This window comes from Streptomyces sp. NPDC007896 (assembly GCF_042959425.1).
Taxonomy (GTDB): Bacteria; Actinomycetota; Actinomycetes; order Streptomycetales; family Streptomycetaceae; genus Streptomyces.
In genome coordinates this window covers 1539798-1555281 of the sequence record NZ_JBIBKX010000001.1, presented here as the reverse complement: position 1 = coordinate 1555281, position 15484 = coordinate 1539798, and the positions used below count along the sequence as shown (strand labels likewise).

The window sequence follows — 15484 nt, the reverse complement described above, 5'->3', positions numbered from 1 at the left end:
TGCCATACAAGATGACCAGTGCCCTGGCCCACCCGGACCATCCCAGACACGCTCGCGCCCCACCCTCCATCCGGAAGCCGCCAAACCAACCCGGCGTGCGCGGAAGGCCATAGGCGTCCCCCAAGCCACAAATTCCCGGCACCCGGCAACGCGAGGAAACCCCACCCCCACTTCCCCCGCCGCCCCCTTTCGGGCCGCCCGGCCAAGAGCACTCCGCGGTGGAGGGGTGAGAGTCAAGAGTGGAGCGCAGCGCAATCGGCGCAGCCGACGCCCGAAGGGCGCTCTTGACGCTCACCCCGGAACCGCCACACTTAGCAAAACCGGGCGGCCTTGGGTGCCTCGATGCCAACGTGATGTGAGTCGGCGTTCTCGCCGCTTCTCCATGAAGAGTCGAGGCAGCAGGCCGTCCTGACCATGCGGTGACTGTTCCTCTTCGGTCGGAGTTCAGATTTTGGGTTCGACGGGGAAAGGCAGTTTGTTAGCCCAACTGGCGAGAGCCGCGGCTGCGATTTCACGGGCCTTGCCATCGGCAGCTGTTTCCGTGAGCAGGGTTCGTCCGGCGTTGGGAAGGGCGAGCTGTCGGTAGAACTGAAGATCTTCGAAGCCGTTCACGGCGACGTCGTGGCTGTTGGCGGCGTAAACGAGGCGGGGGATACGGGCCCAGTAGCAGGCGACCAGACACATGGGGCAGGGCTGGCTGCTGGCGTACATCACGGCGTCTTCCATGAGGTGGCGCCCGAGTTCTGCACCGGCGGCACGGAGAGCCATGACTTCGGCGTGGGCGGTGGGATCCCGGAGTTCGACGACCGAGCTGGTGCCCGTGGCGATGATTTTCCCGTCGATGACGACGAGGGCGCCGAAGGGGGTTTTGCCTTCGTCTTCGAGGGCGTGCCGGGAGAGCTCGATGGCTTACGGGCGGGGGAATGCTGTCCTTCGAGTCATCCCGCCGATGCCGTAAGAAACTTGTGCCATGCCTCGGCCGACACTGTGACATGAGGGCCGCCCGGCACTTTGGAATCCCTCACCAGTACACCTGCGGGTACGAAGGCGGCCTCCACGCACTCTCCGCCGGCACCATTGCTGTAAGACGAGGTGAACCATGCCGGACGGCCGGGGTTCGTGGACTCTGCAACGCTCACTGTGCGAATTCCTTCAGGACGGACTTGATCAGTTGGGTGGAACGCTGAGGACTCAAGGCCGCGGCTCGTAGCCCGTCGAACGCCCTGGTGTACTCACGAACATGATGCTCTCCCTCCAGATAAACGGCATCGGTGATGCCGTCCCGGTACACCAGGTCCGGTGCTTCCTGTGCTGGGAAGCCCAGCATGGTGAAGGAGCCCGAAGCCGGATAGGTGCCCGAGTCGAACGGCAGGACCTGCAGGGTCACAGTCGGCAACTCGGCTGAATCCAAGACGCGTTCAAGCTGGTCTCGCATCAGTGCTCGATCTCCGATGATGTGGCGCAGCGCGGCCTCGTTCACAATGAACCAGGCGTCGGGGGCATCGGCTTGCGACAGCATGGTCTGGCGCTCCGCGCGCACCCGTACGGCCCTGTCGATGTCCTCGGCGGACATGTGGGCGCCGGTCGTGTGGAGTTCGCGGATGTACGGCTCGATCTGCATCAAGCCCGGGATCAACTCGCACTGGTACTGGCGAAAAGTGGAGGCGTCCTGCTCCAGGCCGATGTAGATGCTGAACCACTCGGGCACACCCGCTCCGTGGATTTGCCACCAGCCGCGCGTATTGGCCTGCCGGGCCAGTGACTTGAGGAATTCGCGAAGTTCGTCGGCGGTGGCGTAGAAGCGGCACAGCGCGTCGATGTCGGACGGCTGGACCCGGCCGATCCCCGTCTCCATCCGATTCACCTTGGAACCGCTCCAGTCCAGGGCCTCGCCGACCTGCGCGCAGGTCAGCGAGCTCCTCTCGCGCAGCTTCTTCAGCTCGATCGAGAGACGGCGGCGGCGTGCCGTCGGTGAACCAGCCATCTCAACCATCCCTTGAATAGTGGGTGTTCAGTCTCGCGCCAAGGTCCGTGCCTGCCAATCACTCGGAAGTGGGAATCCCGTCCTGCACATTGCACGCCGGGATGTGCCCGCGTCACTCTGGTTCACGACGCAACTCACCGTGAGGGTGCGTGACGCTCCGCTGATCATGTGGAGATGGCATGCGACGAGAGGGGTCTTCGTGATCCAGGAAGCGTGTATGTCACGGAAGCCGTGGGACCTGGACTTCACCGCGGAACCCGAGGAAGTGGCTGCCTTGCGCCGCCTCATGCGACTGCACCTGGGGGTGTGGGGCCTGCACGAGGTCACCGACGCGGCCCAGCTCTGTGTGAGTGAGCTGGTGTCCAACATCATCACGCACGTCGGCGCGGGCACCCCGGCCACGCTCGCGGTCTCGATGAACGGCGTTCATCTGCGCATCGAAGTCCATGACCCCGACACGCGCGCCCTACCCACGCTTCTCGACGCGAATGTCGAGTCCGAGTCCGGGCGGGGCATGGCCCTCATCGACGTGGTCGCCGCACGGTGGGGTGTCCAGCTCCGCCCCGACCGGAAGGTTACGTGGTGCGAGCTGGCGACGGGTCTCGCATCGCCGAACGGTCATGTGGAGGGCCCCGGCGTGCTGCGGGCCGAGGCCTTGCTGGAGCTGTGCGCGAATGCGAGACCGCCCCGACTGTCCGGGGCGGGAAGACTGGGGAGGGTTGTGGCCGAGGAGTCGGTGATCACGGCTATCACGGACTTCCTTCACTGGCTTCGGGCGCACGGCTGCGACGTGGACGATGTTTTGGACCGTGCCCAGTCCCGCTATGACGCCGAACTGAACGGCCCGGTGTGCTAATTGACCCGAAGGTCGAGCTCCTGACGCAGGAGCGCAGCGCCAAGGTCCGAGGAAAGCCACCTGTGCGGCCGCAGTGGTGGGAACCGGCAACGGAATGTCAGCTCCGCGCCGGTGTCGGGTCCCACCGGGATGGTGCATGGCCGGCGAACGGCCCGGATTCAGCCGGACACTATGTTCGCGAAGAAGCCGAGATGAGGATCTTCCGGGGTGCCGACGAGCAGCGCGCGGTCCAACAGGATGTTGTTGTGTTCGCAGCTCGTCTCCGGGAGCATCACGCAGGCGTGGCAGGCCGCCAGGTTGATTCCGCCGGCGCCCGACGCCTCGGTCTCCATGCAGAGCGGGTCCGAGGAACACCACTCGGCACGACGGACGGCCGAACGGACCGTGCGAGCGAGAATCTCCGGCTCACCTTGAGCGACCAGGCCACCCAGACTGCCCGCGGAGTCGCTCGTCGCCGTGTAAATGAGTACCCCGGCCATGTCGTCGGTGGCATACAAGCGTTCTCGCAGGGACGCGGCCGGGTAGCCTGCCTCCAGGCTCCACTCGTTGATGAGGATGTGAGCCAGGGTGTGCAGCAGCACCATGCGAGGGGTGGCGGGGGAGGAGACGACGCGGCTCGGGTCGTCGGCCCGCTGCTCCAACACCCGCTGGTGGGCGGTACGCATCCGTTCGATCCGGGCCGCCACCGCTGTGGCTTTCTCCCAGGCGCCGAGTCGATCCTCGTTCAGACGGAGAAAGACTCCCTCGCCCCGAACCTCCATGGCAGGGAGCCAACGCAGGGAGCGTTCGGACAGCGGCATCTCCTTGGGATCGGCCGTCGACTCTGCGTCGACGAGCCGGGTGAACGCCTTCAGGGCGCGCACCTCGCGGAGCTTCTTGACCAGCATCGGGCCGGTGACGCCTAGCGGGTCGAGCGCGCTCTGGTCGCCCAGCGGGGTCTCGCAGACGAACTCCTCCTCACGGGAGTGCTCGCTCTCCTCGTTGCCGGAGCGGAGACGCTCGTATTCCTTGTCGCGCAGGGCGCGATAACGATGGTCGAAGGAGGGCGCCTCGTCGCCAGTGGGGTCTTCCTCTCGCTCGGCGTCGAGGAAGGCCATGACTTCGTCGATCGGAACCGGGCTCTCACCTTTGAAGACGAACTTGAGGCACATCTCGACCTCTGTGCGGCTGTTCAGCTCGCGCAGTTGCTCCCAGTGTTCGGCGAGCGGATCCGCGCGGCCATTGCTCCACGGCGGGATGGAGAGCGCCGACTTCAACACCGGTTGCCAGACTGCCGACGAACCGCGCTGCAGGGTGCGAAGGGCGAGTCCGCATCCGCCCGTGGTGGCGGACGCACCGAGCCAGGGACGGGAGCCGCGGCACTTCAGGCCCAGGTCCTTGAGCGCTCTCCTCCGGAAGGAGCCCTCCATGGAGACCTCGGGAGCCTGCCCACAGGTGCAGGAGACGAGGATGGAGCGCAGCGAGGAAGTACGCCCGGACGTGCGCATCTTGAGCTTCCCCCCGCACTGTGCCGCCGTCGAGGCGTCACGGTCCGTGGAACGGTGCACCCACTGCCAGTACGGGAACTCGTCGAGGTGCCCGGCCTCGCAGGCGACGACGAAACGGGAGGGAACCAGGTCGACCTCGCACGTGCCGCAGATGCTTCGACCGGCCGGCGGGTTGAAGTCGCGATGTCGTTGCAGGTCGTTGCACTCGGGGCAGGAGTGCATCAAGGGAAAACGTCGGACCCGGACACCGTCTTTGCTCGTGTCGTCGGAAGCGGGCGGCAGCTGGAAGTAGTCGACGCCGAGCACTCGGGCCAGCCGCCGTTCGTGGATCTGCGGCGACTCATCACGGCTCCAACTCTGCTCGGCCTCGTCGAGTCCCGAGACGATGAAGGACTCATGGTCGACGGCGATGAGCGACCCGACGCCGTACGTGGTGATCGCCTGGGCGCGGCGGACCGCACCGCGCCGCGGAAAGTTGTGGGCGGGTGCGGCGCCGTCCGCGCCGGTTCGGCGACGGCGGGCGGGGGGCGGGGTCATCGGGTTCCCTCCATGAACAGGGCGGTCTCGGCGTCGACGTCACGCAGGCTCCACAACGTGGGATACGCCCCGGTGCCCTCGGACTCGTCGTCATAGGCCTTGAGGAGCGATGGTGCGCGACTGCCTCTCTGAGGCTCGAACAGCAGGCCGTTACGAATGTCGGCCTCGTCGCACCACCACCCGACGAACTCGTCGAAGGCCCGGGACACGGCGTTGGTCTCCTCCCGGGTGACCGCGTCCACGCGTTCCATAAGGATCGTCTTGATGGGGCCACGGAGTACGTCTTCGTAGGACTCGACCTTTCCGGCGCCATCGTTGGGTCGGGCGGCGGGGATCATGATGCGGGCGAGGGCGACGATCACCGCGTGCAGGCCCCGATATCGGGCGCGGGCGGAGAACGGTGTGACGGAGGTGGACTCGACCTCTCGGTACAGGGCCGAGTGGAAATGTTGGAAGCTCTCGTAGTGGGAACGGTCCCGAGAGCGCGTTGAGTTGAGCATGACCGCGACCAGGCCGGGGTGCGCGCGACCGACGCGGCTGGTCGCCTGGATGTACTCGGCGGTCGTCTGCGGCTGGCCCATCACGGCCATGAGACCGAGGCGGTCCACGTCCACGCCGACCGCGATCATGTTGGTGGCCAGGAGGACATCCACGGTGTCCTCGTCAGGCAGCCGCTTCTCGATGCCCTTGAGGCGGGTGGGGATCTCGCTGGCGTCGATACGGCTCGTCAGCTCCGAGTAGTTGACGACCGGGCGGACTTCCACCCCCTCACGCTCAGCGAGCACCTCCAGATAGGCCACCACGTCGTCGTGGACCTGAAGTTCGGCCGCGGACAGCAGCCGGAGGCTGTTGAAGTAGCCGACGAGACTCCAGTAGGCGTCGCGTACCTCGTCCTCGGTCTTCGCCTGCTTGGCCCGGTGCAGCAGGGTGGCATACGTGCGGATCAGGAGGGTGGCCTGGCTGGTGCCGGGGGCCAGAAGGCCGACGTAGCGGCGGCTCGCCTTTTCCTCGCGCGGTGTCTCCACGGCGAACCACGAGTCGCGGGCGTCGAGGCCGGCGGGCGGGAACTGCCGTACTTCGCGGGCGAAGAGGTGGCGTCCTTGGTCGGCTGCGCGACGGATGGTGGCTGTGGAGGCGATCACCTTGGGTCGGCCGGCGAGTGCGTCCACGGCGGTCTCGTAGAGGCCGGTGAGTGTTCCCAACGGGCCAGAGATGAGGTGGAGTTCGTCCTGGACAATCAGTTCCGGGGGCGGGGTGCCGCCGTCCGGGTCGTCGTCGCGGTTGAAGAGTGCGGAGGTCGCCGGACGCCACGGCATCGACGCGAACTTGTCCACAGTGGCGATCACCAGTGTCGGCCGCGCGTCGTACACCGCCTCGTCGATCAGGTGGACGGGCAGGCCGTCGGCGAAGTCGCAGTCCGCGCCGGGGCATCGGACGTGCATCCGCTTCGCGTCCTCGTCGGCTTCGTAGTTCCGTGCGTCGAGGCGGGTTCCGCACCAAGGACAGGCGTGCAACTGGACGGGATTCTCGGTGGCGAGGCGCTTGTCGAGATTCGCGCGGAGCTCGTCGAGCTTCAGGCCTGCCTCGGTCAGCGTGTTGGGGGTGGCCGAGCGGCCCACCCACATCCCGACGGAGAACTCTTCGTGGCCCAACTCGGGTGTTCGACGCCGCATGTGCTCCATGGCGCAGAGAAGGATCGCGGCGCGCTCGAACTGCTGGAGGGTGAGCAGCCGCAGCGTGTAGCGCATGAGGACGGTGACGCCGCCGCCGTCCGTGCCCTTGCGGATACGGCGCAGGAACGAGGTGAAGGCGATCAGGCCGAGGTAGGCCTCGGTCTTGCCACCACCGGTGGGGAACCACAGCAGATCGGAGATGTTCCGATCACGATGCTCGGGGTCGTCGATGCCGGCCAGGCACAGGAGTACGAACGCGATCTGAAAGGGACGCCAGCGTCCGGCGGTCGGTTCGGGGACACCGACGCGTCCGCCCTTCACCCAGGCGCTGCGAGCACGCTGGTCGGCCATGGCACGGTTGGCAAGTCGGAAAGCCTTCATCAGATCGGGCTTGGTCCGCAACAGCTCGATACCCTCGCGGACACGGTCGAGTGCCTCGCGGCAGGCCTTGACCTGCTCCCGCGCGGGTTCCTCGTGCGTCCCGCCGGCCAGATCCTCCGTCTCGGCCGCCTTGCGGTCGATCCAGCGTTCGTACCCGTCGGCGAGCCCTTCCAGAGCGGTCAGGATCTCGGCATCGGACTTCTCCGCCAGCCCCAGCATGGACAGCGCCGAGCTGTCGATCTCGGGGTTGGAGTCGGTGAGCAGCACCTCCACCGTCGGCACGAACTGGCTCCGCACCTCGGGGACGGCGATCTCCGGGGCGGTTTCGGTCATGCCGATAGGCCACGGATTCCAGTCCCATTCGGCGGCACAGCCGTGCCCGACGGCGAAGGTTGGGGCGTGGCGGTGCAGCAGCCGACTCGTGGCGACCTCCGGGTCGTGGGCGGCGTCCGGAGCCGGGCGTTCGACGAACGCGTCGGAGCCGTCGGCGGCCCGGACCGTCAGCCCGCACTGGAAGAGGGAGAACGCGTCCTGTAGATCCCACTCGCCGATCTTCTGCGTGTTGATCAGAGTGACCGTGATCGTGACCGTGCCGGTGGTCTTGTCAAGGCGACGGATGTTGACGTGCAGTGAGGCTTCGTCGCTGAGCGGGATCGGATCTTTCGGAGCGGCCTCGGTCACGACGAAGCGCTGGTCGGGGAGGGAGAGTTCCCGCCGGTGCCACCGTTCACGCTGGTCGGCGACGGTACGGGCCTCGGCGCGACGGGCCGGGATCCGCTTGCCGTCGGCGTCCGTGGGCTCGTAGACGGCCGCACGCGCCGAGACCACGATCCTGTCGCTTATGGCCGGCTTGACCGCGAAGGTCAGGCCCATCGAGGAGGGCCGCCTGTCCCCCGAAGCACCGACCTCCGGTGGGGTGCCGGACTCCTCGCCGTCGCCGCGGGTGCTGACGGGAGCGTCGTCCGGACCGTTTTGCTTGGCGGCCTCTTCCTCCTGCCGTTCTTTCGTGGCACGCGGATACAGCACGCCGGTCAAGTAGCGGTCGATCGGCGCGTCCTGGGTGAGTACCTCGTCCCGTTCGTCCGGCACGGCGTCCTCGGAGGGGCCCAGGAGTTCACGGCGGAGCCCCGCCAGGAGTTCCTCGTCCCGGACCCGGTAGTGCTCGGAGTGTCGGCCTGCCACCTGCGTCATGCGCCCTGCTCCTCGTAGTTGTCGGCTCTCCGGTACCGGCCGATGCCGGTGATCCGCGGGACGATCCACACGCCTCGGTCACCGAGACCGGCGTTCGTGCCGGCGGCGGTGCTGCCCGTCACGGTCTCCACGGTGTCGATCCGCAGGTCATGGATCTCGTCGGGCCACCAAGGGTCCCAAGTACGGTTCACCTTCTGCACTTGGAACAGGTCCTCGCGGAACCGACGCGAGGCCTCGCCGATCTCCTTTCCGTCGTGCACCAGAGCGTACGGCGGGCTCTGCGTCTCACCCATCGGCAGGTCGTGGAGCCTGCGCAGCAGCACCTCATGGCCGGAGCGCACCTGTTCCAGGAGATACGCCTGGGCGGCGACGGCATCGGTCTGATGACCGGGCGGGTCGTCCCAGCACACGTCGCCCGACTCGGCGACGATCCCGTACCTGTCGTACGACCGCCACGACCCGAGGTAGCGACGGCCGTGGCGCTGATTCCCTGCCCGCTTGAAGTGCGGCAGTTCGGGAGGAGCCACGTGGTACAGATCCTGGCGGGCGCGCGTCATGGCCACGTACAGGGCGCGGGCTTCGGCGGGAAGGTCCAACTCGTCCTGGTACCGCTTGTGGAGCTCGGCGAGGGCCGGTGGCGTCAGGACGATCGACCGTTCGAATTCCAGGCCCTTGGCCCGGTGCACCGTGGAGACGACGATACGGGAGGTCTCCGGGTCGGCCGCGTCGTCCGGGAACCTGCCCTCGGCGACCGCGCGGCGCAGCCTGTCCAGGTCCAGCACCCCGCGCCCTGCTCCGCGCGCGACCCTACGCAGCGCCGTCCACAGTGCGGCGGCGTCAGGTTCGTAGGGAAGAGGGATTTCCGAGAGGAGCGTACGGAACCGGTCCTCGGTAAGGCCGGTCGCCTCCGTGCGACGCAGCAGCTCGGCCACCCAGTACGGCACCGGACGCTCCTCCAGTGGGCGCCGAAGCCGGTGGTCGATTCCGTGCGCGTGCAGCAGACCGGAGACCATGAGGGCCTGCTGGTTGTCACGGGTGAGGACGGCGCAGGTGTCGGAGAGGTCCCGCAGGCCGTCGAGGGTGAACTCGTCGTCGAGGTCGCCCATGCCGTTCGCCGGATCCAGGAGGAGATCGCGCAGTTCGTCGTAGAGCTTCCCGGCCTCTTCCGGGTCGTTGACCTGCTGGAGAAGGGGGCCGTGCGCCAGAGCGACCCGGGCCTCGGCGGTGGTGGCCCGGAAGTTTCGCGTGAGACGCAGCTCCACGAGGTCGTCGGGGTAGGAGAAGCGCAGCCAGTCGAAGAACCGGCCGGTCTCGTCGGCGCGTTCGCCCAGGTCCTCGATCTGGAAGCCATACACGGACTGGGCGGCGTCTCCGACGACGGTGAACCCGCAGCTGTCCTGGTACCGGTCGAGAAGCGTCTCCACCAGCTCACGGCGCCCACCCAGCAGGTCCTGCACCTCGTCGATCACGACATGGGCCGGTGGCACCGCGTCGCCGACCTCCAGCGCGCCCTTCTCGATCGCGCGGGTCGCGGCGGCGATCCGCTCGTCGAAGCCGACCGCACCCCACTCGCCGTCCGGATGCGCCTGAAGGAGCACCTCATAGGCCCACGCGTCGAAGGTACGGGCGCGTACTCGGTGGGCTCGTTCCCCGTGCCGGGAGATCCGTTCGCGCAGTTCCCGGGCCGCTGCCCTGGAGAAGGTGAGCACCAGGATCTCGGCCGCCTCCAGCGCTTGGTCGGGGTCCTCGTGGCCGCACAGTGCGTCGAGCCGGCGTACCAGGGTGTGCGTCTTTCCCGCCCCGGCGCCAGCGGTGACCAGAACCCGCGCGTCCCACGGCTGCTCGACCACGGCCAGTTGCTCGTCGGTGAGCGGTGGGCTGTCCTGGTAGACGTCGGTCACTTCCGGCTCCAGAGGTGCTCGAACTCGGTGAAGGCGAGGTCGGTGTCGAAGTTGGTGATGTTGTCGCTGATGTTGAGGATCAGGCAGTTGTCCTTGCCGCCATTGCGTGGTCCGCGCAGTCCGCGACCGATCATCTGCTGGTACACGTTGTGGCTGTAGACCGGCCGGGCCACGACCACGGCACGCGTGGCCGGCGCGTCGAATCCCTGGGTGAGCACACCGTAGTTGGTGAGGACCCGGATGCGTCCGCTTCGGAAGTTCTCGATGCGAGTGCGACGGTCCTGCGTACTGGTCGTCGAGTCCACGGCGGCGGACGGGACGCCCCGGTCGTTGAGCATGGCTGCCAGGTATTTGGCATGGTCGACGGAGGTGGCAAAGAGCAGCGTCGGCCAGTCGTCCGGCAGCTCGGCCACCGAGTCGACGATGCGCCGACTGCGCCCGTGGTCGTCGGCGAGTCGCTGTTCGGCGGAACGGGAGAGCACGGCCATGCGGTCGGCGTGTGTCTTCTCGTCCCGTGTGAGTTCGATGCGGCCGCCCTCAAGGGTGCGGTGCTCGACCTGGGCGAGCATGCCCCAGTCCTGGAGGTCGCGATACGGGTCACCCGAGGGGAAGACTCCTTGGTCGAGTCGCCGGTTGCCGAAGCGGCTGACCAGGCGGCGGGTCTCCTCCTCGTTGGTGTTCCGGAACGGGGTGGCGGTCAGGCCGAGCAGATGCCGGCCGGTCTCGTACTGGGTGAGTCCCAACTGGCTCAGGATCTCGGTGTACCGCTTGGAGATGGCGGTGTGCGCCTCATCCACGATCACCAGCGTGGCCTCACGCAGCCAGGCGTACTGGTCGGTGCCCAGGCACCGTTCCAGCTTTGCGTCGGTGGCGACCACCAGGTGCGGGTGGTCGACGACGTTCCCGACCTCGTTGGTGGTCCACAGCCGGCTGATGGTGAGCGGGCGTTCGGCGCCCACCTTGCTCCATACGAACTTCCAGCTCTGGACAGCCTGTTCGCACAGCTCTTCGGTCTGCGCGATCCACAGCAGCGGACCCCTGAGGCCGCCGACCCGCTTCACCCAACGGATCACGGCCTCTGCGGTGACCCGGGTCTTGCCGGCGCCGGTAGGCAGGGACAACATGCCGCGTTGCGGGGCCAGCCGGTCGAGCATCGTGGAGATGTTCCGTACCAGGTCCTCCTGGTACTCGTGGAGACTCGGGAAGTCCCGAGGGCCCTCGACGGTCTCGAACGCGGGCGGGGACGGAGTCCTCGAACCGGCGAACGAGACAGGCAGTTTCAGTTCCGAGACGAACGCGATGGCTGCCGACGACCCTCCGTACCCGACCGGCGCGTTGGGGAAGCGTGCCTGGATGTCCCGGGCGTGCTGCTGGAGCACTCCGTCACCGTGCGCGTTGAACGCCATCTGCGCGATTCGGCGCCCGGACGGCTCCACGCCATCGGTCGCCTGCAACTCGGCCTCCATCAGCCCCTCCGGGAGGCCGGCCCGGAGCGCGGCGGCACCGATCAGCAGCTCGATCTTGGCCACCACGTCGGTGGTGTCGCGCACCGCCTTCTGTGCCGCCTTCAGCTCGCTGTCGCGAGCCATGCGGTCCTGGTGCTCCAGCACCGCGCGGCAACCGGCGGCGCCGAGGCCGAGGCCGAGTTCGCGGTCGATGAGACGCAGCATCGGCTCGGGCTCCAGAGGCACGCGGACCTTGACGGTGCCGTCCTGGCGCACGGCGTCCAAGGGGGAGGCGTGCGTGCCGTTCGGCGTACGGGTGACCTCCTCCAGTTCGCTGCACCGTTGCACCATGCTGTTCCGATGCCCACTGTTCAGGCGCTGCCGCAGAGCGGGGAACAGCTCGACCAGAGGCACGGGGTCACCCTCCGGTACTTCACGGGTCTCCCGGCTGATCACGTCGGCGTAGCGGAGCATCCCCCACTTCTCGATCATCAGCTCGGCATCCTCGGCGGTCGGTACGAGGAGCGCAGGGAGCTGTTCGGCACGGAGCGCCCGGTACTGAGCCGCTCCGACGGCGATCGTGATCTCGTCGTCGGGACGGGTGCCCCAGACCTCGCCGATCCGGCAACGGGTCAGGGAGTCCTCGGGGAAGTCCGCGCCGAACCGGGTCAGCATCACGTACGTGGCACCGACGAAGGAGTCGTCTTCGCTGTGGGTGACCTCGTCGAGAAGCGCGTCCCAACGGTCGGCGGGAACTTCGTCGACGGTGGTCGGGAGCCGTAGCCTGCGAGCCTTCTCGGGGGAGATGTCCGCGACCGGCAGTACGTCCCGGTAGCCGGCGAGCTGGGAGCCGACGGCCTCCTTCAGCGGCTTGATCCCCTGGGAGGTGGCCACCGTGCCGAACTTCCTCAGCATCCACCGGATCGGCGAGATCACCGCCTGGCGAGTACTGGTCTGCGCGCCGATCTGAAGCGTCCAGTTGTCCACCACGGCGTCGTCGGGCAACACCTTCAGGAAGGCGGCGCGTGATTCCTCGGAGAGAGCTCGGAAGAGGTGGAGCGGGCCACCGATCGCGGCGCCCTCGACCTTCATCCGGTTCAGCGTGGGGCGCGGGGCGCGACTGTCCAGGCCGCGCAGGTAGGCGGCGTGGACAGTCGCGCGATACTCCTCGAACCATGCCTCGTCCGCCCGGGGCTGCACCCCGCCGGACGGCCGCTCCCGCAGACCGACCTGGGGGAAGAACGGGGTGTCGTCGGAGTGGAACGCCATGTCGACGGCGATGCTCGGATCGCGCGTCGCGTCGACGACCGTACCCGGCAGCATGCAGTTCTCGACCGGCCGGAACCGGCCGTCGGCGGTCCGCACCCGGAGCGTCGAGCGCGCAGTGGGCACCCGCTCCAGGACCTTGTGGGCCAGGCGACGCACCCCCGCCTGACGGAACAGCTCCCAGAACCGCTCCCAGTCCGAGTCGCTGTAGTGATCGAAGCCCTGGTCGAGGACGCTGACGAACCGGCCCTCGACATCGGCCTCGCGAATGCCCAGGATGTTGAGCGCGTGAGCCAGCGACGGATCCTCGGCCAGTTTGTCGACCACGTACACCAGTGCCTCGCGCAGTCCGCCCTGGTCGGCGCGGCGGAACACCTTGCCGTGTACGGGGGCGATGAGACCGTGCTCCTCGGTGAGCACGATGTGGGCCGTGCGGGCCTCCTCGGCGTAGGGGGAGTGGGCCTCGATCATGTCCGCGAGGATTCGGATGGCCACTGCAGATGCTTCGGGGGTCCCGCTCTCGACCAAGGCCTCCAGCCACTCACGGACGCCGGTCCGTTCGTGTCCGGCCGCGCCGATGATGTGTTCGACCTTGCCGGAACGGAGGGCGTCCGCCTCCGCGCTCGGGTGCAGCCAGTTCGAGGGGCGCCCGGGGCACTCGTTCCACATCCGCAGCCAACCGGACAGCTTCCTCAGGTCCCTGTCGAGCCGCGGGTGGATCCGCAGTTCGGTAGGGACGCGCAGGACGCCGTCCTGGTCGGGCAGGGAGGGGCGGTCCGCGGTGCGGGCCCAGACCTCCCTCGTCAGGAACTCGTCGGCCCAGCTGATCGCCTCCTTGACGCGGCCGGGCAGCAGGGGGAGGTAGGCGGCCGGGTCCTCGGCCGGTGCCAGGGCGGGGAGGGAGTCGACGACCAGCTTCGCCGACACCCTGATCATTTCTTGGTTGAAGGGGGAGGAGTCCAGCAGGTTCTGCCTGTCCTCGTTGGTCTTCCAGGCTCCGTTGAGAATGCCGCTCAGCGACATTTCGTACTTGGTCGGGAAGAAGGACCAGAATTTGCCGCGTCCGCGTGACCGCGGGCTGACGTACAGGCCGCTCTCCGGATCCTTCTCCAGGGCCGGGACACCCCAGGCGAGGTCGAGCAGAAGCCGGTCGTGCAGCTCTCCGGCATCCGCGCGAGCACTCGGACCGGGCTCGTGGGTGGTGCTGAACACGCGCCACCGGTCAGTGGTGACGGCCTTTCCGGTCCGCTCCTCGACCACGGTGTGCAGGTCGTCGGTCTGTCGGGCGGTCAGCGTACGTCGGACCATGGGCCGGGGCCGGCGGTCCTCCAGCACGACCTTCGCGACGTGCGGGGAGAAGAGCTGGAAGCCCACCGGGAATTCCTCGCGAGGCTCGCCGTGGTCCTTGGCGCGACCGCCGTGCATGTCCCTGCCCAGCCGGTCGTCGGCCCTGGGGAGCAGAGGCAGTCGAACGACGGTGGTGGCCCAGTCCAACAGCTCGTTCAGGACATGATCGGCAGCGCGCTCGGCCTGCACGTCGAGAGGTCGGGCCATCCGCAGCACGGGGGCGTCGAAGTCCGGGCCGTAGCGTGCCGTCACGCCAGGTACGGCCTTGATCTGCGCGTACGACCAGGCGCGGTCGAATCCGAAATTTCCCGTGCTGCTGAAGAATTCGGGCGCGTCGGTTACCACGAGGACCGACTTGACGCCTACTCCGAAGCGTCCGATCTGCCCTCCACGCTTCTTCGACATGCTCATTCGAAGAATTGTCTCCGCGCCCTCAGGGGCGACCGGGTTACCCTCGTTCGCGCAGTACAAATGGGTGTCCGTGAGGATGATATAAACTCGTCCACCCGGCTCGTCGGCCATTTCGTCTGCCGCGTTCTGGACGAGTTCGAAGAGCTGGCGGTCGCCATATCCGCCCTGGGTGATCCGGCGCTCACCATTGGCGTGCTCGGCCACGAGACCAGCGTCCACCGCGTAAGTCTGCAGGACGCGTGAGGACTGTTCGAGAACGGTTTGGACTACGGAAGAGGACGAAGGCGGCACTGCTCTGCACTCCTGAGTTGTGAAAGTCCGAGTGAAATGTCAGCGATGGGGCCGGCCGCGCCGGCTTCGTCGAAGCTGGCGCGTGTGCCTGTCGTGGTGCTGGTGTATTGGCGTCGCAGTGCCTTCGGAGAACGTGAAGGCGTTGGGGGTTCGGGCCTGCCGAGAGGAACGGCTTGGGGCTGTGACCTGCTCCTTTGTTGCTACCTCGCTCAGGTTGTGGGGAACTCGTCCGGCGGCAGACCGGGAATCCTGCCGTCGGGACAGTCCTTCTCGGGCAGGTCGTAGTCCTGGAGAATCTTCATCACCTCGGCCTCGGCCTCGGTCTTGGCCGCGTTGATTGCCAGTTCGAATGAACTCATTTCCCGAGACGAAAACAAGAAGTCGTTGTATCCCTGCTCAATCATGAATGGCACACCCATATTCAGGTTGCACAGGGGTGAATTGGGCACACGTCCCCCGCGAAAATGGATGAAATCGATAGCGAATCCCCATTGGGATTCTTGTTGGCTGAGAACACTAGTGGGTGTTGGCCCGGTGCCGCCAGCCCTTTCGTCGAAATGCTTCTGCGTTGGTGGAGTGGCGACTTGGTGTGTGCCTCGGTCTCCTGTTGCGGGGCTGAATTTGGGTGCACTTCTCCCCGGGTCGCCCAGCCTTCCCGATTTCGGGTTTCGTGAGCGAGATGGGATCCCCATCGTCAACAACCGTATCGAGAGT

At 67.2% G+C, this 15484-nt stretch carries 9 protein-coding genes; 1 reads left to right on the top strand and 8 read right to left on the bottom strand.

Going from position 1 to position 15484, the window contains the following annotated elements; all coding sequences use genetic code 11:
* Positions 1-444: 444 nt before the first annotated feature.
* From ACFZDJ_RS06860 to ACFZDJ_RS06850, 3 genes are read right to left on the bottom strand one after another with little or no spacing between them, the layout of a single operon-like run.
* Positions 445-906 (bottom strand): deaminase, encoded by a 462-nt coding sequence (locus ACFZDJ_RS06860; protein WP_391056903.1) that lies wholly within the window; start codon positions 904-906, stop codon positions 445-447.
* A gap of 32 nt (positions 907-938) precedes the next feature.
* On the bottom strand, positions 939-1139 hold the full coding sequence (locus ACFZDJ_RS06855; protein WP_391056612.1) for a DUF397 domain-containing protein: 201 nt from the start codon (positions 1137-1139) through the stop codon (positions 939-941).
* Positions 1136-1984: a Scr1 family TA system antitoxin-like transcriptional regulator gene (locus tag ACFZDJ_RS06850; RefSeq protein WP_391056900.1), complete on the bottom strand. Its 849-nt coding sequence runs from the start codon at positions 1982-1984 to the stop codon at positions 1136-1138. Before ACFZDJ_RS06850 ends, ACFZDJ_RS06855 begins: the two co-directional genes overlap by 4 nt.
* A 217-nt stretch (positions 1985-2201) precedes the next feature.
* Between ACFZDJ_RS06850 and ACFZDJ_RS06845 the strand changes: the two genes are divergently transcribed.
* Positions 2202-2840 (top strand): ATP-binding protein, encoded by a 639-nt coding sequence (locus ACFZDJ_RS06845; protein ID WP_391056610.1) that lies wholly within the window; start codon positions 2202-2204, stop codon positions 2838-2840.
* Between the two features lie 158 nt (positions 2841-2998).
* Here ACFZDJ_RS06845 and drmB read toward each other — a convergent pair whose 3' ends face one another.
* The 5 genes from drmB to ACFZDJ_RS06820 all read right to left on the bottom strand — a co-directional run bounded on the left by drmB (position 2999) and on the right by ACFZDJ_RS06820 (position 15129).
* Positions 2999-4864 carry a DrmB family protein gene (gene drmB, locus ACFZDJ_RS06840; protein WP_391056607.1) on the bottom strand — a complete coding sequence of 622 codons (1866 nt, stop codon included), beginning with the start codon at positions 4862-4864 and terminating at the stop codon, positions 2999-3001.
* On the bottom strand, positions 4861-8109 hold the full coding sequence (locus ACFZDJ_RS06835; RefSeq protein ID WP_390926897.1) for a helicase-related protein: 3249 nt from the start codon (positions 8107-8109) through the stop codon (positions 4861-4863). Before ACFZDJ_RS06835 ends, drmB begins: the two co-directional genes overlap by 4 nt.
* Positions 8106-10010, bottom strand: coding sequence for a UvrD-helicase domain-containing protein (locus tag ACFZDJ_RS06830; RefSeq protein ID WP_390926899.1), 1905 nt, complete (start codon positions 10008-10010; stop codon positions 8106-8108). The genes ACFZDJ_RS06835 and ACFZDJ_RS06830 overlap by 4 nt, the downstream gene beginning before the upstream one ends.
* The gene (locus tag ACFZDJ_RS06825; protein WP_391056605.1) at positions 10007-14770 is read right to left on the bottom strand and encodes a sacsin N-terminal ATP-binding-like domain-containing protein; all 4764 of its coding nucleotides are present in this window, start codon (positions 14768-14770) and stop codon (positions 10007-10009) included. Before ACFZDJ_RS06825 ends, ACFZDJ_RS06830 begins: the two co-directional genes overlap by 4 nt.
* A gap of 209 nt (positions 14771-14979) precedes the next feature.
* Positions 14980-15129, bottom strand: a complete 150-nt coding sequence (locus tag ACFZDJ_RS06820; RefSeq protein WP_390926902.1) for a hypothetical protein — start codon at positions 15127-15129, stop codon at positions 14980-14982.
* Positions 15130-15484: the final 355 nt, after the last annotated feature.

Excerpts from the sequence above, each read along its gene's own strand:
- ACFZDJ_RS06820 (WP_390926902.1), bottom strand. The coding sequence starts at position 15,129 with ATGAGTTCATTCGAACTGGCAATCAACGCGGCCAAGACCGAGGCCGAG.
- ACFZDJ_RS06850 (WP_391056900.1), bottom strand. The coding sequence starts at position 1,984 with ATGGCTGGTTCACCGACGGCACGCCGCCGCCGTCTCTCGATCGAGCTG.
- drmB (WP_391056607.1), bottom strand. The coding sequence starts at position 4,864 with ATGACCCCGCCCCCCGCCCGCCGTCGCCGAACCGGCGCGGACGGCGCC.
- ACFZDJ_RS06845 (WP_391056610.1), top strand. The coding sequence starts at position 2,202 with ATGTCACGGAAGCCGTGGGACCTGGACTTCACCGCGGAACCCGAGGAA.
- ACFZDJ_RS06835 (WP_390926897.1), bottom strand. The coding sequence starts at position 8,109 with ATGACGCAGGTGGCAGGCCGACACTCCGAGCACTACCGGGTCCGGGAC.